The organism is Kineococcus gypseus (assembly GCF_050871305.1).
In the GTDB taxonomy this organism is placed as follows: Bacteria; Actinomycetota; Actinomycetes; order Actinomycetales; family Kineococcaceae; genus Kineococcus; species Kineococcus gypseus.
The window spans coordinates 23,880-40,733 of the sequence record NZ_JBJLRD010000043.1; the positions used below are offsets into that span (position 1 = coordinate 23,880).

The window sequence follows — 16,854 nt, forward strand, 5'->3', positions numbered from 1 at the left end:
GCACCACCGGGTCCGAGGGGACCCGCACCGCAGCAGGAGGACCCCGTGCACGACAGCGACCCCACCGCCCCCGGCAGCGTCGCGGCGGGCACCGCGCCCGGCCCGCACGGGCCCGTCGAGGTGCGCACCTACCGCCCGCGCGGCGAGCCGGTCTCGGCGTTCGTGTGGGCGCACGGCGGCGGGTTCGCCGCCGGCGACCTGGACATGCCGGAGTCCGACGCGGTGGCGCGCAGCCTGCAGGACGCCGGCCACCTCGTCGTCGCCGTGGGCTACCGCCTGGCCGGCGAGGGCACCCGCTGGCCGGTGCCCTCCGACGACGTGCTGGCCGCCTGGAGCTGGGGCCGCGAGCTGGCCGCCGCCTCCGGCGTGCCCGCCTCGCGCACCTTCCTCGGCGGCGCCAGCGCCGGCGGCAACCTCGCCGCCGGGGCCGTGCTGCGCCTGCTCGACGTCGGCGGCGACCTGCCCGCCGGGGTGGTGCTGGCCTACCCGACCCTGCACGCGGTGCCGCCGGTGGCCTCCGCGGCCGCCCGGCACGCGGCGGCGACCCTGCCGCCGGGGGAGGAGCGCTGGGAGCCGCCGGCGGTGGCCGAGATGTACACCCGCTACGTCGGCGAGGGCCTGGACTCCGCGCCCGCGGCGGTCACGCCCGGCACCGCCCCGCTGGAGGGCTTCCCGCCCACGTTCGTCCTCGTCAGCGAGGCCGATGGGCTGCGCGGCTCGGCAGAGGAGTTCGCCGCCCGCCTGGTGGGCGTGGGCGTGCCGGTGACGTGCGTGGTCGAGCCCGGCACCCGCCACGGGCACCTGAACCGCCCCGAGGAGCCCGCCTGCGCGGCCAGCCTGCGCCGCGTGGACACCTGGCTGCGCACCGCTCCCGACCTCACCGGCCCGGCCTGAGCGGCGCGGGCGCCCCCGCGGCCCGGGCCCGCCGGGCGCGCTGCGCCGCACGGGTGGGGCGGCGCGCGCGGGGGTGCGCCCGGCGCCGCGGCGGTGCTACCCATCAGGGGTGAGCCGTCGCCTCCTGCTGACCCGATCGCTGCTGCGCGGCGCCTGGCTCGGCGGTGGGCTCAGCGCCGTGGCGCTGAGCTCGCTGTGGGCGCTCGTGGCGCTCGGCGGCGTCGCCGGCCCGGTGCACGAGGTGCCCGCCGCGCTGCTGCCGGTGCCCGTGGCGGCCGCGGTGCCGCTGGGCGCGGCGCTCGGCGCCGCCGCCCGGGTGGGCGCGGCGCTGGTGCTGCTGACCTGGTCGCGCGGGCACCTGCGCGTGCACCCGGCGCGGGTGGTGCTGGCCGCGCTGCTGGCCCGCGACGCGCGACGGCGCCCCGCGCGCTGAGCGCGGGGCGCCGTCCGGGCGTCAGGAGCGGGTCAGCGCCCGGTCACCAGCGGCCGTGCACGTGCTCGGCGACGAGCTCGTCGTAGACCGCGCGCACCGCGCGCTGCTGCTCGTCGGTGGGGGCGGGCAGGTCCGCCGCGGAGGCGTTGCGGCGGGCCTGGTCGCCGTTGCGCGCGCCGGGGATGACGACGCTGACGCCGGGCTGCTCGACGATCCAGCGCAGCGTGAACGCGGCCAGCGGAGCGTCGCCGGCGACCTCGGCGAGCCGGCGCGCGGCCTGCACGCCCACCTCGAAGGGCACGCCCGCGAACGTCTCGCCGATGTCGAACGCCCCGCCCTCGCGGTTGTAGGTGCGGTGGTCGTCCGCGGCGAACGTGGTGCTCTCGTCGTACTTGCCCGACAGCAGCCCGGAGGCCAGCGGCACGCGCACCACCACGCCGACGCCGGCCTCGGCGGCGGCGGGCAGGAACTCCGCGACCGGCTTCAGGCGCAGCGGGTTCAGGATGATCTGCACGCTGGCCACGTGCGGGCGGGCCACGGCGGCCAGGCCCTCGGCCACCGTCTCCACCGACACCCCGTAGGCGGCGGTGCGCCCCTCCTGCACGAGGGTGTCCAGCGCGTCGAAGACCGCGTCGGTGGCGTACACCTGCGACGGCGGGCAGTGCAGCTGCACCAGGTCCAGGGTGTCCACGCCCAGGTTCTCGCGGCTGCGGTCGTTCCAGGCGCGGAAGTTCTCCAGCGAGTACGCCGCCGGCTCGTGCGGCTGCGCCCGCCGGCCCGTCTTCGTCGCCACGGTGACGCCGCTCGCGCCGCTCTCGCGCAGGAACCGGCCCACCAGCTGCTCGCTGCGCCCGTCGCCGTACACGTCGGCGGTGTCCAGGAACGTCACCCCGGCGTCGACGGCGGCGGACAGCGTGCCCAGCGCGTCGTCCTCGTCGACCGAGCCCCAGTCGCTGCCGAGCTGCCAGCAGCCCAGCCCCACCACGCCGACCTGCCGGCCGGTCCTGCCCAACGTCCTCGTCTGCACGCGCCGCACCCTACGCACGCCGCGGACCGGTCGCAGCGCGGGCCCGCCGCCGGGCGGGTGGGCGCGGGCGCCCCCGTGAACCCGCGCCGCCGCCCCGCCGTTGAGGGGGCACGACCGCCGACGGACAGGGGAGCGCCGTGACCACGACCCGCACGAGGGACGACCGACCGTCCGCGCCGGACCCGCGCGGGCGCGCCCGCCGCCGGCCGCGGCGCGCGCTGCTCGCGGCCGTGGTGGCGCTGGCCGTGCTGGCGCTGCTGGCCGTGCTCGTCGGCCCGCGCCTGTACGCGCGGGTGCGCGCCGACGACGCCGCCGCGCCGCTGAGCGCGCCCGCCGCGGCCGGTGCCGCCGCGCCCGCCGCGCCCACCGCGGCGGCCACGGACCCGGCGCTGGAGGGCGCCTGGACGGTGACCGGCGGCACCGCCGGCTACCGCGTCGACGAGGTCCTCAACGGCCAGGACGTCACCGTCACCGGCCGCACCGAGCGCGTCGGCGGGCAGCTGGAGGTGCGCGGCGGGCAGCTGACCGCCGGCACCGTCACCGTCGACCTGGCCAGCGTGAGCACCGACTCCGGCGCCCGCGACGGGCAGTTCCGCCGGCTGCTGGGCGTGGAGGCGGACCCCACCGCCGAGTTCTCGCTGACCGCGCCGGTGCCGCTGGGCGGGCTGGACGTCGGCTCGACGCTGGCGGTGACCCTGCCGGGCACCCTGGCGCTGAACGGGCGGCAGGTGGCGGTGCAGGTGCCCGCGACCGTCGAGCGCACCGCGCCCGGCGCGGTGGACGTCACCGGCGCCGTGCCGGTCACCTGGGCCGACCTGGGCGTGCAGGCCCCCGACCTGGGCTTCGTCTCCGTGGAGGACACCGGCACCGTCGAGTTCGCCGTCACCGCCGCCCCCGCCTGAGCGCACCCCGCCGGGCGCGCCCCCGGCCGTGCCGGCGCGCCCCGCCCTGCCCGTGCCGGTGCGCCGCGCCCGGTCCGCCCGAGCGGCTGCGGCCCGGGCACGCCCGCCGTAGGTTCGTCCCGTGCAACCTGCAGCGGGGGGCGGGGCCGGTCTGCCGCTGCGCGTCCTGGGGCGGCTGCCCGACGGCGTCCTCGTGCTCGACCCGCGCGGCTGGCGCGTCGAGCTCGTCAACGACGCCGGCGCCGCCCTGCTCGGCGTGGACCGCGCCGCGCTGGAGGGCCGCTCGTTCCCCGAGCTGCTGCCGGCGGCCGTCGGCTCCCCCTTCCACGAGCAGCTCGAGCGGGCCCTGGCGGGGGGCGCCGCGGTGGACTGGACCGGGCCGCTGCCCGGCGCCGGCGTCGACGTGCGCCTGCACGCGCGCCCGCTGGGCGAGCACGTGCTGTGCTCCTTCCGCGACGTCAGCCGCGAGCAGGCCCTGCAGGCCGAGCGCGACCGGCTGAACGCCTCGCTCGGGCGCACCGTCGAGCGCGCCACCCACCTGCTGCGCATCTCCGAGGCGCTGACGGTCACCACCAGCGTGCAGGACGTCGCCCGCGTCGTGGTCGACACCGCCCGCACCGTCTTCGGCGCCGCCCACGCGGCCCTGTCCGTCGTGGACACCGAGCGCGCGGTGCTGCGCACCCCGTTCCTGGACGAGCTGGTGCCCGGCGGGGTCCAGCAGTGGCAGGACCTGCCGCTGGACGGGCCCGGCCCGGGCACCGCGGCCCTGCGCGAGCAGCGCCCGCGCTACGCCGACGGCGAGGAGCTGCGCGCGCGCTACCCCGAGCTGCGCGCGCGCTGGGACGCCGCCGACGTGGGGTACCTGGCCACCGTGCCGCTGGTGGCCGGCGGTCACGGCATCGGCCTGGTGACGGCGGTGTGGCCGCCCGGGCAGCGCCTGGGCACCGGCCAGCGCTCGCTGTTCGAGGCGGCCGCCTCCTACGCCACCCAGGCGCTGCAGCGCGCCCTGCTGCTGGCCGAGCGCACCGAGGTGGCGCGCACCCTGCAGCACGCGCTGCTCACCGCGGACCTGCCGCAGCCGCCGGGCCTGCGCCTGGCCGCGCGCTACCTGCCGGCGCGCGTGGACGCGCACGTGGGCGGCGACTGGTACGACGCGCTGGCGCTGCCCGGCGGCACCACGCTGCTCGTCGTCGGCGACGTCACCGGCCACGACGTCGTGGCCGCCGCCGCGATGGGGCAGCTGCGCGTGGCGCTGCGCGCGCTGGCCGTGGACCGCGACGAGTCGCCCTCGCAGCTGCTGGAGCGCCTCGAGGCCGTCGTCGGCGCCCTGGGCGGGGAGCCGATCCTGGCCACCTGCGTGGTCGGGCGCGTGGAGGTCGCCACGGGCGGTGCGGGAGGTGCGGGCGGGGCAGGCGGAGCGGGTGGTGCGGTGCGGCGCGAGCTGCGCTGGGCCAGCGCGGGGCACCCGCCGCCGCTCCTGGTGCACGCCGACGGGCGCGTGGACGTGCTGCGCACGGAGGGCGACGTGCTGCTGGGCGTGGGCGACGGCCACCCGCGCAGCGACCACCGCGCCGAGCTGCCCGACGGCTCGACCCTGCTGCTGTACACCGACGGCCTCGTGGAGCGGCGCGACTCCGACCTGGACGCCGGGGTGGAGCGGCTGCGCGCCGCGGCCGCCGCCGTCACCGGCGCCGAGGACCTCGGCGCCGCGCTCGACGAGCTGCTGGCGCGGGCCGAGCCCGCCGGCGGCGACGACGTGGCCGTGCTCGCGGTGCGCTTCGCCCCGCCCGGCTGAGCGCCGCGCCCCGCGCGGCGCCTACGATCGGCGCTCGTGAGCGAGCAGGACGCGGACGACCCCGGCACCCCCGAGCGCGGCGGGCCGGTGGTCTTCGAGGGCCGCACCGGCACCGCCCACCCGGTCACCACCTACGGCACGCCCGTGCTGCACCGGCGCTGCACCGAGGTCACCGCCTTCGACGACGCCCTCGTGCAGCTCGTCGCCGACATGTTCGCCTCCATGGCCGCCGCCGACGGCGTGGGCCTGGCCGCCAACCAGATCGGCGTGGACGCGCGCGTGTTCGTCGTGGACTGCCCCGACGAGGACGGCGAGCACGTCGTCGCGCACGTGGTCAACCCCGTGCTGCACCTGCCCACCGGCCGCGGGCGGCGCCTGGACCTCGACGACGAGGGGTGCCTGTCGGTGCCGGGGCAGTACGCCGAGCTGGCCCGCCCGGACCGCTCGGAGGTCACCGGCGTGGACGTGCACGGGCGGCCGGTGCGCATCGTCGGCACCGGCCTGCTGGCGCGCTGCCTGCAGCACGAGAGCGACCACCTCGACGGCGTCGTCTACGTCGACCGCCTGCCCGCGGGCGAGCGCGAGGCGGTCCTCGCCGCCGCCGGCCTGCCCGCGGCGGTGCAGCGGTGAGCCGCACCGCCCCGGTCGTGCTGGGCATCGAGACCAGCTGCGACGAGACCGGCGCCGGCCTGGTCTCCGAGGGGGTCCTGCTCGGCGACGCGCTGGCCTCCAGCATGGACGCGCACGCCCGCTTCGGCGGCGTCGTGCCCGAGGTCGCCGCCCGCGCCCACCTGGAGGCGATGGTGCCGGTGGTGCGCCAGGCCCTCGACGCCGCGTCGCTGGACCTCGCCGACGTCGACGCGGTGGCCGTGACCGCCGGGCCGGGGCTGTCCACCGCGGTGCAGGTCGGGCTCGCCTCCGCCAAGGCGCTGGCCTTCGCCCTCGGCAAGCCGCTGTACGGCGTGCACCACCTCGCCGGGCACGCCGCCGTCGACGTCCTCGAGCACGGCCCGCTGCCGGCGCGCTGCGTCGCGCTCGTCGTCTCCGGCGGGCACACCTCCCTGCTGCTGGTGGGCGACCTGGCGCGCGACCCGGTCGTGCACCTGGGCGACACCACCGACGACGCCGCCGGGGAGGCGTTCGACAAGGTCGCGCGCGTGCTGGGCCTGGGCTACCCGGGCGGGCCGGCGATCGACCGCGCCGCCCGCGGCGGCGACCCGCGCGCCATCGCCTTCCCCCGCCCGCTCTCGCGCCCGTCCGACCCGCCGTACGGCTTCTCCTTCTCGGGGCTGAAGACGGCCGTGGCGCGCTGGGTGGAGGCGCGCACCGACGCCGGCGGCGAGGTGCCCGTGGCGGACGTGGCCGCCTCGTTCCAGGAGGCCGTGGCCGACGTGCTGACCCGCAAGGCGGTGGCCGCCTGCCGCGAGCACGGCGTGGACGCGCTGCTGCTCGTGGGCGGCGTGGCGGCCAACACGCGGGTGCGCGCGCTGGCCGAGGAGCGCTGCGCCGCGGCGGGCCTGCAGCTGCGGGTGCCGCCGGTGCGGCTGTGCACCGACAACGGCGCCATGATCGCCGCGGTGGGGGACTTGCTCGTGCGCGCCGGGGCGCCCGCCTCGCCGCTGTCGCTGGCCGCGGACCCCTCCGCGCCGCTGACCGGGGCGCTGCTGGCCGGCCCCTGGGGCTGAGCCCCGCCCGGACCCGCCCGGACCCGCCCGGACCGACCCGCCTCGACCCGCCTCGGCCCGCCTCAGACGCGCGAGGCGCGCTTGGCGTCGTACATGCGCGCGTCGGCCGCCGCCAGCACCTCGTCGGTGCTGGTGCCCGGCCCGCCCAGCGCGGTGCCCGTGCTCACGCCGACGCGCGCGCGGTGCCCGCCCGCCAGGGGGACCTCCGGCACCAGGGCCGCCCGCACGCGCCGCGCGAGGTCGTCGAGGACCTGCGGCCCGGCCCCGCGCGGCACCAGCACCGTGAACTCGTCGCCGCCCTGGCGGGCGACCACCCCGCCCTCGCCGGCGCACGCCTGCAGCCGCTGCGCGACGGCGATGAGCAGCTCGTCGCCGGCGGCGTGCCCGAGGCCGTCGTTGACCGCCTTGAAGCCGTCCAGGTCGCAGAAGACCACGCCGACCTCCGGGCCGGGGGCGTCCCGCAGCGCCGCCTCGAGCCGGGCGGTGAACGCTGCGCGGTTGAGCAGGCCCGTCAGCGCGTCGTGCTCGGCCTCGTGCTGCAGCAGCGCCTGCCGGTGGTGGCGCTCGGTGACGTCGTGCAGGTGGACGACCACCGCGCCGATGGCGTCGTTGCCGGTCTGGTCGCGCAGGGCCGCGGAGAACCAGCGCTCCTCGCCGTCGCGCGCGCGCAGCCGCAGCTCGACCCGCACGCCGCCCTCGCCGCCGGCCAGGCACCGCTCGAAGCGGTCCAGGGCCTCCGCCCGGTCCTCGGGGTGCACCAGCTGCGCGAAGGGCCGGCCCAGCAGGTCCTCGGCGGGCACGCCCCACTCCTGCGGCCCCGACGGGCTGACGTAGGAGATCGTCCCGTCCCGGCGGATCGTGGCGAAGACCTCCCGGGAGTCCTGCACGAGGGCGCGGAACCACGCCTCCGCCGAGCGCAGCTCGGCCAGCAGCGCCCGCCGCCGGTCCTCCACGCGGGCCAGCGCCATCAGCCACAGCAGGGAGGCGGCGGAGGTCAGCACGGCGATGCCGGTGGACGTCGCCGGGGGCACGGAGCTGGGCAGCACCCCGGTGAGCACCAGCGCGTGCTGGGCCACGACCAGCACCGCGCCGGAGGCCGCCACGGGCCGCCACGCGCGCCCCCCCACCTCGTCGACGTGCGGCGCCCCGACGAGCAGGGCGGCCAGCGGCAGCAGGAACGTGGTGCCGCTGCAGGCGGTGATCACGGCGAACAGCGACATCGCCGACGCCACCCGCAGGCCCAGGCGCCCGTGCGGGTCCGGTCCCGACAGCAGCCGCTGGCCGCGGCTCTGCGCCGAGGCGCCCAGCAGCGCGCACGCGCCGACGAACACCCACCCGGGCAGGACCAGCGCGCCCAGCCGCGACAGCAGCAGCGCGACGGGCGCGGCCACCGCCGACACCACGGCCAGCGCCACCAGGGGGTGCACGTCGGGGGCGAAGGGGGTGACGGACCCGGCGGTGCGGGGGTGCGCGGCAGCGCCCTGCACGTCCCACCCCCCGTCCCCGGCGGCCCGGCCCGCGCCGTCGCCCCCCTGCACCCATCGGGAGGCGGCGCCGCGACCTTGACCCGCGGCACCCGCCCGCGCCCCGCCGGCCCCCTCAGGCGCCGTCGCGCGCGGCCAGCTCCTCGCGCAGCCGGCGCACCTGCTCGGCCAGCTCGGCGACGTCCGCGCGGGTGGCCTCGGCCTGCTCGCCGGAGCTCTCGCGCACCTCGTCGAGGAACCACGTCGCCAGGGAGCCGGTGACCACCCCGGCCAGCGCGATGCCGCACAGCATCAGCCCCACCGCCACGACCCGCCCGGTGGTGGTGACGGGGGAGTAGTCGCCGTAGCCGACGGTGGTGATCGTCGTGGCCACCCACCACAGCGCGTCGGCGAAGGTGGTGATGCTCGCGCCCGGCGCGGCCCGCTCGGCCTCCAGCACCGCGCAGGCGGCGCAGAAGCCCACCAGGACGGTCGAGGCCGCCACGTACGCGCCCACCCGCCCGCGCAGCCGCGTGCCGGCCCGGCGGTGCAGCACCTGCAGCACCTGCACCAGGCGCAGCAGCCGCAGCGGCTGCAGCATCGGCAGCACCAGCAGCAGCAGGTCCAGCGGGTGGGTGCGCAGGAAGGTGCCCGTGCGCGGGCTGAGCACCAGGCGCGCCGCGTAGTCGGCGGCGAAGGCCACCCACGTCAGCGCCGTGGTCGCCCGGCACGCCGCGCGCAGCTGCGCGGACAGCTCCGGGTGCAGGACCGGCAGCGCGTAGGCCGCCAGCCAGGCGGCGGCCACCAGCACCGACAGCCGGTCGCTGCGGTCGGCGTAGGCGGCGTAGCGGTCCTCGCGGCGGGTCGGCAGGGGCGTGCTCACCCCGGCTCACTACCGGCGCGCGGGGGCGGCTGTCCACCGCGGGGCCCGGCGGGCACGGCGCGGGCACCACCCGGGCACCACGTCCGCACCCCGTTCGTTCACGGCCCGAACGCACGACCCCCACCCGACGGGAGCGAGACGACCGGTGGCCATCGACTACTCCAAGAAGCGCGGCGAGCCCGAGCAGCAGCCCGAGCAGCCCCGGCAGCCCTCCGGCGGGCTCTCGCTGAGCAAGGTGACGCTGACCAAGGCCGCCCCGAAGGTGTCCCTGACCAAGGGCGCCGGCGGCGGCGGGGTCGTCGACGTGCGCCTGGCGTGGAACGCGCGCCCGGCGCAGGCCGCCCCCTCCGGCGGGTTCCTGTCCAAGCTGCGCCAAGCGGCCACCGGCTCCGGCGGCGGCATCGACCTCGACCTCGGGGCGCTGTACGAGTTCGCCGACGGCTCCAAGGGCGTCGTGCAGGCCCTGGGCAACGCCTTCCGCGACCGCGGCCCGGGCGAGCCGCTGGTGTGGCTGGACGGCGACGACCGCACCGGCGGCGGCGGGGAGAACCTGCACGTCGACCTGCGCGACCCCGCCCGCATCAAGCGCGTGCTGGTCTTCGCCTTCATCTACGAGGGCGTGCCCAACTGGGCCGCCGCCGACGGCGTCGTGACCCTCAAGCCCGTCGGCGGCCCCGAGGTCGAGGTGCGCCTGGACGAGCACGACGACCGCTCGCCCATGTGCGCGATCGCCCAGATCGTCTCCGACGGGCGCGAGGTCTCCGTGCAGCGCGAGGTGCGCTACGTGCAGGGCGGGCAGCAGGCGCTGGACGAGGCGTACGGCTGGGGCATGCGCTGGCAGACCGGGCGCAAGTGACCCGCCGCCGCTGAGCGCCCGCGCCGCCCCTGCCGCGGGCCCTCAGGCCCGCGGCAGGGGCAGCTCCAGCACGGTGCGCCCGGCGTCGTCGACCACCTCGAAGGCCGCCGCGTCCGCGCGCAGCACCGCCGCCTGCATGTCGCACGTCAGCTCGCGCGCGCCGACGCCGAGGAACTCCCCGGCGGGGCTGCGGGTGCCGTCCACGGTGCGCACCAGCGCCCGGTAGGTGCGCCCCTGCTCGAAGCCGGCCGCCTCGAAGGTGACCTCCACGCCCCAGGTGTGCGGCACGACGACCGCGGGGCCGGCGGGCGTCAGCTGCCCGGCCACCACGGTCAGCGGCAGCCGCTCGATCACCACCCCCGGCGGGGCCGGGGCCGGGGCCGGTGCCGCGACGGGCGGGGCGTCCGGGCGCGCGAGCGCGTAGGTGGCGCCGCCGGCCAGGACCGCCGCCGCGGCGGCGGAGGCCAGCGGCACCAGCACCGCGCGCCGGCGCGAGCGCCTGGCCTCGCGGCGCTCGCGCGCCTCGCGCAGCACCGACTCCCCGCGCACGGCGTCGAGCACCCGCTCGCCCAGCTCGCGCGGCGGCGCCGGCGGCCCGGGCAGGCGCGCGGGGTCCACCAGCCGCAGGTCGCCGGCCAGCGGGGCCAGCTCCGCCAGCTCCGCGCGGCAGGCGGCGCAGCCGTCCAGGTGCGCCTCCAGGCGCACCCGGTCCTGCGGCGGCAGCAGCCCCAGCGCGTGCAGGCCGAGCATCTCGCGCAGTTCGCGGTGCGCCCCGGCGTCGCTCACGGCTGCACCCCCATCTCGTCCATCGCCACCCGCAGCGCCTTCAGGCCGTAGAACACCCGGCTGCGCACGGTGCCCACCGGCACGCCCAGCTCCGCGGCCACCTCGCCCGGCGGGCGGTCCTTCAGGTACGTCTCGACGATCGCGGTGCGGTGCTCGGCGGACAGGCGCCGCAGCGCCTCCTCCACCACCCAGCCGCGCAGCAGCCGTTCACCGGGGTCCTCCACCGGCTGCCCGGCGCCGTCACCGGCCGCGTCGGCCACGTCCGCCACGAGCGCACCCTGCCAGGGCCGGGCCCCGGCGGCGCGCACGTGGTCCAGCACGGCGTTGCGCGCGATGGCGAACAGCCACACCCGCAGGCTCGCCAGCGCCGGGTCGTAGCGGTCCGCCGCGCGCCAGGCGCGCAGGAAGGTCTCCTGCACGACGTCCTGCGCGGCGGCGGCGTCGCCCAGGCTGCGCAGCGCGAAGCGGTGCAGCTCGGCGCCGTGGGCGGCGTAGGCGCGCGCGACGTCCGCCTCCGCGCGCAGCCCCTCCGCGCCGGCGCCGGCGTCGGGGCGCGCCGCGGTGCGCTCGCGCCGTCCGTGCCGCAGTGCCACCGCGCCTCCCCGTCCGTCCCGCGGCCCGCGCCGCGCCGTGCCGTGCCGTGCCGTGCCGTGCTGTGCTGTGCCGTGCTCCGCCTGCCCCGCCCCGCGGGTGGCCCGGCAGCGCCCCTCCGCGCCGCCGGACCACCCTGCTCCACCCCTGCTGCGCCCCTCCTGCGGAGCGCCGGGGTCAGCGCAGCTGCAGCGCCAGGTCCGTGACGGGGGCACCGACGCGGCCGGTGGCCGTGGCCTTCCCGGTGAGGACGTCGACCCGGTGCACGGTGGAGCGGCCGGCGGCCCCACCGGTGCCCGGCACCACCGCGTAGCCGGTGGTGCCGGCGATGTCGAAGCCGGCGTCGCCGGTCACGTCCACGCCGAGGGCGCCGGTGGCGGACAGCGTGCCCGCGTTGGCCGGCGCCTGCACCGCGACCTGGTCGGTGGCGGCGTTCAGCACGAACAGCGTCGTCGCGGTGGCCGCGTCGAGGTCGTTGTTGGTGTAGGCGGCGCCGACGACGCCGGTGGTGGTGCCCGCCGCCGGCGGCGAGCTCAGCGGGGTGTCGGCGACGGTGGCCGCCCCCGGGGTGGCGAACGGCTGGCGCAGGTTCTGCCCGGTGTCGCTGACCACGCGCAGGGCGTTGGCGGCCGGGTTGAAGTCCACGCCGAAGGCGGTGCCCTCCAGCGGCACGCTCAGGCGCAGGGCCAGCTGCGCGGTGCCGCGGCGCGCGTCGAGGACGTACACGCCGCCGCGGTCGCCCACGCCGTACACCTGCCCGTCCTGCACGCGCGCGTCGATGCCGACGAGCTCGGTGTCCTCCTGCAGGCCCGTCAGCGGGGCGCTGCGGCGCACGTCGCCGGGGCGGTCGACGGAGAAGGTGACGAGCTGGGTGCCGTCGACGAGGCCGACGGCGCGCAGGTCGCGGCCGCGCTCGGCGCCGCCGCGGCGGTCGTCGGCCGAGGCGGCGGCGGTGGGGACGAGGACGGCGGCGGCGACGGCGGCGGCGACGGCGGTTCGGGTGCGCACGGTGTTCCTCCTGGGGTCGTGCCCGGCCTCCGCGCCGGGCTCGCCCGTGCTTACGCGGCCCGCGCCGCCCGCGTTCACCGCCCGGCCGGCCTTCCTGCGGCGCGACGGGCGGGGGGACGGCGGGCGATAGCGTGGACGCCCGTGACCACCGCGGCCCGGACCTCGCGCAGCACCTCCTCCGGCCCGGCGGTGGCGATGGTCCTCGGCGCGGCCGCCAGCGTGCAGGTCGGCGCGACCGCCGCCAGCGCGATGTTCGAGGCGGTGGGCGCCGTCGGCGCGGCTGCGCTGCGCCTGCTGCTGGCCGCCGCGGTCATGGCGCTGCTGGTGCGCCCGCGCGCCTGGCGCTGGACCCGGCGCCAGCTGGGCCTGTCGGCCGCCTTCGGCGCCGTGCTGGCCGCGATGAACACCTCCTTCTACGCGGCCCTGACGCACGTGCCCCTCGGGGTGGCCGTCACGTGCGAGTTCCTCGGGCCGCTGACGCTCTCGGCGGTGCTCACCCGCCGGCGCCGCGACCTCGTCTGGGTGGCGCTGGCGCTGGCCGGCGTGCTGCTGCTGGGCCTGGGCGGGGACGGGGAGGGCAGCCGGCTGGAGCCCGTCGGCGTGCTGCTGGCGCTGCTGGCCGGGGCGTTCTGGGCCGGGTACGTGCTGCTGAGCGCGCGGGTGGGCGCCGCCGTGCCCGGCCAGGGCGGCCTGGCCGTGGCCAGCGTGGTCGCCGGGGCGCTGGTGCTGCCGCTGGGCGCGGCCGGCGCCGGCGCGGACCTGCTGCACGGGCACGTGCTGGCGCTGGGGCTGGTCGCGGCGCTGATGTCCTCGGTGCTGCCGTACTCGCTGGAGCTGGTGGCGCTGCGCCGCCTGCCCGAGCGCACGTTCGGGGTGCTGCTGAGCCTGGAGCCGGCGATCGCCGCGCTCGTGGGCTGGCTGCTGCTCTCGCAGGCCCTGCCGGCGACGTCCGTGCTGGCGATCGCGGTGGTGGTCGTCGCCAGCGCCGGGGCCACCGCCACCGGCGAGCGCGGGCACGTCCCCGCCGATCCCGAACCGCTCGCCCACGCGCGCGGGCGGGACGGCTAACCTCCACAGCAGCCGCGACCGGCGGCCGCACCGCACGTTTGTCGAGGAGGACGACGATGACCACCACCGAGGGTCCCGCCGTGCAGACGGTCGCCCCCGACCCGGAGTTCGCCGCCGGGGCCGTCGCCGGGGCCGACCTCTACGAGCGCGCCGCCGCCGACCGCCTCGGCTTCTGGGCCGAGCAGGCCCGCGCGCACGTCACCTGGGACACCGACTTCGAGCAGGTGCTCGACTGGTCGGCCGCCCCGTCCGCGAAGTGGTTCGTCGGCGGGCGGCTCAACGTCGCGGTGAACTGCGTGGACCGCCACGTCGAGGCCGGCCTGGGCGAGCGCGTGGCGATCCACTTCGAGGGCGAGCCGGGCGACTCCACCTCCGTCACGTACGCGCAGCTGCAGGAGCAGGTCTCCCGCGCCGCGAACGCGCTGGCCGCCCTGGGCGTCGGCCCCGGCGACCGCGTGGCGATCTACCTGCCGATGCTCGTGGAGTCGGTCGTGGCGATGCTGGCGTGCGCGCGCCTGGGCGCGCCGCACTCGGTGGTCTTCGGCGGCTTCTCCGCGGACGCGCTGCACTCGCGCATCGTCGACGCCGAGGCGAAGGTCGTCATCACCTGCGACGGCAGCTACCGGCGCGGCAAGCCCACCACCCTCAAGCCCGCCGTGGACGCCGCGCTGGCCAAGGGCGCCCCGAGCGTGACGAACGTGCTCGTCGTGCGCCGCAACGGCGAGGCCGTGGACTTCACCGACGGCCGCGACGTGTGGTGGCACGAGGCGCTGGCGGCGGCGAGCCCCGTGCACGAGGCGCAGGCCTTCGACGCCGAGCAGCCGCTGTTCATCCTGTACACCTCCGGCACCACCGGGAAGCCCAAGGGCATCCTGCACACCTCCGGCGGCTACCTCGTGCAGACCGCCTACACCTTCCGCAACGTCTTCGACGTGCGCCCCGAGCGCGACGTGTACTGGTGCACCGCCGACGTCGGCTGGGTCACCGGCCACAGCTACGTCGTCTACGGCCCGCTGGCCAACGGCGCCACGCAGGTCGTCTACGAGGGCACCCCCGACACCCCCGACAAGGACCGCTGGTGGTCCCTCGTCGAGAAGCACGGCGTGACGGTCCTGTACACCGCGCCCACCGCGATCCGCACCTGCATGAAGTGGGGCGAGGAGTACCCCGCCCGCCACGACCTGTCCTCCCTGCGCGTGCTGGGCAGCGTGGGGGAGAACATCAACCCCGAGGCGTGGAACTGGTACCGCCGCGTCATCGGCGGCGGGCGCACCCCGATCGCCGACACCTGGTGGCAGACCGAGACCGGCGGGCACATGATCGCCCCGCTGCCGGGCGTGACGACCCTCAAGCCCGGCAGCGCGCAGGTGCCCGTGCCGGGGATCTCCGTCGAGGTCGTCGACGACGCCGGCGAGCCCGTCGGGCACGGGCAGGCCGGCTACCTCGTGGTCACCGAGCCGTGGCCGGCGATGCTGCGCGGCATCTGGGGCGACGAGCAGCGCTTCAAGGACACCTACTGGGCGCGCTTCCCGGGCCGCTACTTCGCCGGCGACGGCGCCAAGCGCGACGAGGACGGCGACATCTGGCTGCTCGGGCGCGTCGACGACGTCATGAACGTCTCCGGGCACCGCCTGTCCACCGCCGAGATCGAGTCCGCGCTCGTCTCGCACCCGGCCGTGGCCGAGGCCGCCGTCGTCGGCGCCACCGACGAGACCACCGGGCAGGCCGTCGTCGCGTTCGTCATCCTGCGCGGCGGGCACGAGCAGGGCCCGGACACGGTCGCGCAGCTGCGCGACCACGTCGGCAAGGAGATCGGCCCCATCGCCAAGCCGAAGTCGATCATGGTGGTGGCCGAGCTGCCGAAGACCCGCTCCGGCAAGATCATGCGGCGCCTGCTGCGCGACGTCGCCGAGAACCGCCCCACCGGCGACGTCACCACCCTCACCGACTCCTCGGTGATGGACACCATCCGCACCGGCATGGCCACCCCCGCCGGCGAGTAGCCGGCGCGTGGCCCACGCGTGGCCCACGCGTGGCCCACGCGTGGCCGGCGGGTGGCCGCCGCGCGCACGCACAGCACCTCCACCGCACCCGCCCCGGGTCCCGTCCCGGGGCGGGCGCGCGTGCGGCACCCTCGGGGGCGTGCTGCGAGCCGCTCCCCGCCACCGCGCCGCCGACGCGGTCACCGCCGTGCTGACCCTGTCGGTGGCCGCCGGCGCCACCGTCGTCGCCGCCCCGGGCTGGTTCGGCCTGGCCGGCGAGCGCCCCCTCGTCTGGCTGGTGCCCTTCCGCGTGCCGCTGGGCCTGGGCCTGGCCGGTGCGGCGGGCCTGACCGCGCTGGTCGGGCTGACCGGGCGGCGGCGCCGTCGCGCCCTGCCCGCCGCGGCGGTGCTGGCCGTGGTGGCCGCCGCCTCCCTGACCGCCACCGCCCAGCGCGGCCTGGCCGCCGGGGAGCTGCCGCCGGCGCGCGAGGGCGACGTGACGGTGCTGGCCGCGAACGTGCTGCACGCGCGGGCCGACCGCGCCGCCGTCGCGGACCTGGCCGTGCGCACCGGCGCGCAGGTGCTCTCCCTGCCGGAGTCCACCGCCGAGTACGCGCGCGAGGTCGCCGAGCGGGTGCAGGCCTCCTCCGGCCGGCGCCTGCAGGTCTTCTTCAGCCCCGACGGCGGCGACGGCGAGGAGGGCACCGCCCTGCTCGTGGACGAGGCGCTGGGGGAGTACCGCGCCACGGACGACTTCGCCGGTTCGACCACCGCGGTGACCACCGCCGTGCCCGTCTCCGGGGAGGGGCCACCGCTGGCCGCCGCGCACACCGCCGCCCCCGTGCCCCACCGGATGGCCGCGTGGCGGCGCGAGGTGCCCGCGGTGGCGCAGTGGTGCGCGCGCACCCCCGGCGCCCTGCTGGCCGGGGACCTCAACGCCACGCTGGACCACCCGGGGATGCGCCTGCCGGGGACGTGCGTGGACGCGGGCGCGGCCACCGGCACCGGTGCGCGCGGCACCTGGCCCTCGGGCGCGCCCGCCGCGCTGGGCGCCACCATCGACCACGCCCTGGCCGACGGCGCCGCCTGGCGCGCGGTGGGCAGCGCCGTGCGCGACGTGGCCGGCAGCGACCACCGCGCCCTCGTGGTGCGCTGGCGCCCCGCCCGGGCGGCCTGACCCGCCCGTGCGCGCGCCGCCGCGGCCGTCACGCTCGGTGGTGCGCGCGCCGCCGCCGGCCCGGTGCGGTGCTCCGGTCGGTGGACGTTCGACCGGCTCGCCGACGATCTCCGCGAACAGCCCCCCGGAAGGGGGGCACTGGCCCTAGGGTCTGCACCGGTCGTCGCTCGTCCCCCCGTGCCTGACGGCCCCGGGGGGGGGGGGGGGGGGGGGGGGGGGGGGGGGGGGGGGGGGGGGGGGGGGGGGGGGGGGGGGGGCGGGGGGGGGGGGGGGGCGGGGGGGGCGGGTGTTTATTGAGTTTCTC

The 16,854-nt window shown here is 78.6% G+C and carries 16 protein-coding genes; 10 read left to right on the forward strand and 6 right to left on the reverse strand.

All coding sequences use genetic code 11. The annotated features are described in order from the left end of the window. Positions 1 to 45 precede the first annotated feature (45 nt). Both ACRYMN_RS15490 and ACRYMN_RS15495 read left to right on the forward strand, forming a co-directional pair. Positions 46 to 894 carry an alpha/beta hydrolase gene (locus ACRYMN_RS15490; RefSeq protein WP_432496883.1) on the forward strand — a complete coding sequence of 283 codons (849 nt, stop codon included), beginning with the start codon at positions 46 to 48 and terminating at the stop codon, positions 892 to 894. Between the two features lie 109 nt (positions 895 to 1,003). Further along, entirely contained in the window at positions 1,004 to 1,327 is a 324-nt protein-coding gene (locus tag ACRYMN_RS15495; protein ID WP_432496886.1) for a hypothetical protein, read from the forward strand. A 43-nt stretch (positions 1,328 to 1,370) separates the two neighbouring features. Here ACRYMN_RS15495 and ACRYMN_RS15500 read toward each other — a convergent pair whose 3' ends face one another. Then, positions 1,371 to 2,354 (reverse strand): aldo/keto reductase, encoded by a 984-nt coding sequence (locus tag ACRYMN_RS15500; RefSeq protein ID WP_432496888.1) that lies wholly within the window; start codon positions 2,352 to 2,354, stop codon positions 1,371 to 1,373. 137 nt (positions 2,355 to 2,491) lie between these two features. Here ACRYMN_RS15500 and ACRYMN_RS15505 point away from each other — a divergent pair, with 137 nt between their 5' ends. The 4 genes from ACRYMN_RS15505 (at position 2,492) to tsaD (ending at position 6,736) form a co-directional block, all read left to right on the forward strand. Beyond that, positions 2,492 to 3,256 carry a YceI family protein gene (locus ACRYMN_RS15505; RefSeq protein WP_432496891.1) on the forward strand — a complete coding sequence of 255 codons (765 nt, stop codon included), beginning with the start codon at positions 2,492 to 2,494 and terminating at the stop codon, positions 3,254 to 3,256. Positions 3,257 to 3,377: 121 nt separating this feature from the next. Next, on the forward strand, positions 3,378 to 5,051 hold the full coding sequence (locus tag ACRYMN_RS15510; RefSeq protein WP_432496894.1) for a PP2C family protein-serine/threonine phosphatase: 1,674 nt from the start codon (positions 3,378 to 3,380) through the stop codon (positions 5,049 to 5,051). 87 nt (positions 5,052 to 5,138) lie between these two features. Beyond that, entirely contained in the window at positions 5,139 to 5,681 is a 543-nt protein-coding gene (def, locus tag ACRYMN_RS15515; RefSeq protein ID WP_432496921.1) for a peptide deformylase, read from the forward strand. Further along, complete coding sequence (gene tsaD, locus ACRYMN_RS15520; RefSeq protein ID WP_432496897.1) at positions 5,678 to 6,736, forward strand: tRNA (adenosine(37)-N6)-threonylcarbamoyltransferase complex transferase subunit TsaD; 1,059 nt, start codon at positions 5,678 to 5,680, stop codon at positions 6,734 to 6,736. Before def ends, tsaD begins: the two co-directional genes overlap by 4 nt. 62 nt (positions 6,737 to 6,798) lie before the next feature. Here tsaD and ACRYMN_RS15525 read toward each other — a convergent pair whose 3' ends face one another. Together ACRYMN_RS15525 and ACRYMN_RS15530 are read right to left on the reverse strand one after the other, a co-directional pair. Next, a complete protein-coding gene (locus ACRYMN_RS15525) occupies positions 6,799 to 8,223 on the reverse strand; it encodes a diguanylate cyclase domain-containing protein (protein WP_432496899.1) in 1,425 nt (474 codons plus the stop codon). A 112-nt stretch (positions 8,224 to 8,335) separates the two neighbouring features. Then, the gene (locus ACRYMN_RS15530; protein WP_432496901.1) at positions 8,336 to 9,082 is read right to left on the reverse strand and encodes a potassium channel family protein; all 747 of its coding nucleotides are present in this window, start codon (positions 9,080 to 9,082) and stop codon (positions 8,336 to 8,338) included. Between the two features lie 145 nt (positions 9,083 to 9,227). On the opposite strand from ACRYMN_RS15530, the gene ACRYMN_RS15535 reads away from it, so the two are divergent. Then, entirely contained in the window at positions 9,228 to 9,938 is a 711-nt protein-coding gene (locus tag ACRYMN_RS15535) for a TerD family protein (RefSeq protein ID WP_432496903.1), read from the forward strand. Positions 9,939 to 9,980: 42 nt separating this feature from the next. Here ACRYMN_RS15535 and ACRYMN_RS15540 read toward each other — a convergent pair whose 3' ends face one another. From ACRYMN_RS15540 to ACRYMN_RS15550, 3 genes are all read right to left on the reverse strand, one after another. Further along, a complete protein-coding gene (locus ACRYMN_RS15540) occupies positions 9,981 to 10,724 on the reverse strand; it encodes an anti-sigma factor family protein (RefSeq protein WP_432496905.1) in 744 nt (247 codons plus the stop codon). Beyond that, the gene (locus ACRYMN_RS15545) at positions 10,721 to 11,317 is read right to left on the reverse strand and encodes a sigma-70 family RNA polymerase sigma factor (RefSeq protein WP_432496907.1); all 597 of its coding nucleotides are present in this window, start codon (positions 11,315 to 11,317) and stop codon (positions 10,721 to 10,723) included. Before ACRYMN_RS15545 ends, ACRYMN_RS15540 begins: the two co-directional genes overlap by 4 nt. Positions 11,318 to 11,492: 175 nt before the next feature. Continuing rightward, the gene (locus ACRYMN_RS15550) at positions 11,493 to 12,323 is read right to left on the reverse strand and encodes a DUF4394 domain-containing protein (protein WP_432496910.1); all 831 of its coding nucleotides are present in this window, start codon (positions 12,321 to 12,323) and stop codon (positions 11,493 to 11,495) included. A 141-nt stretch (positions 12,324 to 12,464) separates the two neighbouring features. Here ACRYMN_RS15550 and ACRYMN_RS15555 point away from each other — a divergent pair, with 141 nt between their 5' ends. The 3 genes from ACRYMN_RS15555 (at position 12,465) to ACRYMN_RS15565 (ending at position 16,550) form a co-directional block, all read left to right on the forward strand. Next, a complete protein-coding gene (locus ACRYMN_RS15555; RefSeq protein WP_432496913.1) occupies positions 12,465 to 13,391 on the forward strand; it encodes an EamA family transporter in 927 nt (308 codons plus the stop codon). Positions 13,392 to 13,447: 56 nt separating this feature from the next. Next, positions 13,448 to 15,394: an acetate--CoA ligase gene (gene acs / locus ACRYMN_RS15560; protein WP_432496915.1), complete on the forward strand. Its 1,947-nt coding sequence runs from the start codon at positions 13,448 to 13,450 to the stop codon at positions 15,392 to 15,394. A 139-nt stretch (positions 15,395 to 15,533) separates the two neighbouring features. Beyond that, on the forward strand, positions 15,534 to 16,550 hold the full coding sequence (locus ACRYMN_RS15565) for an endonuclease/exonuclease/phosphatase family protein (protein WP_432496918.1): 1,017 nt from the start codon (positions 15,534 to 15,536) through the stop codon (positions 16,548 to 16,550). Positions 16,551 to 16,854: the final 304 nt, after the last annotated feature.

Bases quoted from the DNA above. Each gene is read 5' to 3' on its own strand.
- acs (WP_432496915.1), top strand. From the start codon at position 13,448: ATGACCACCACCGAGGGTCCCGCCGTGCAGACGGTCGCCCCCGACCCG.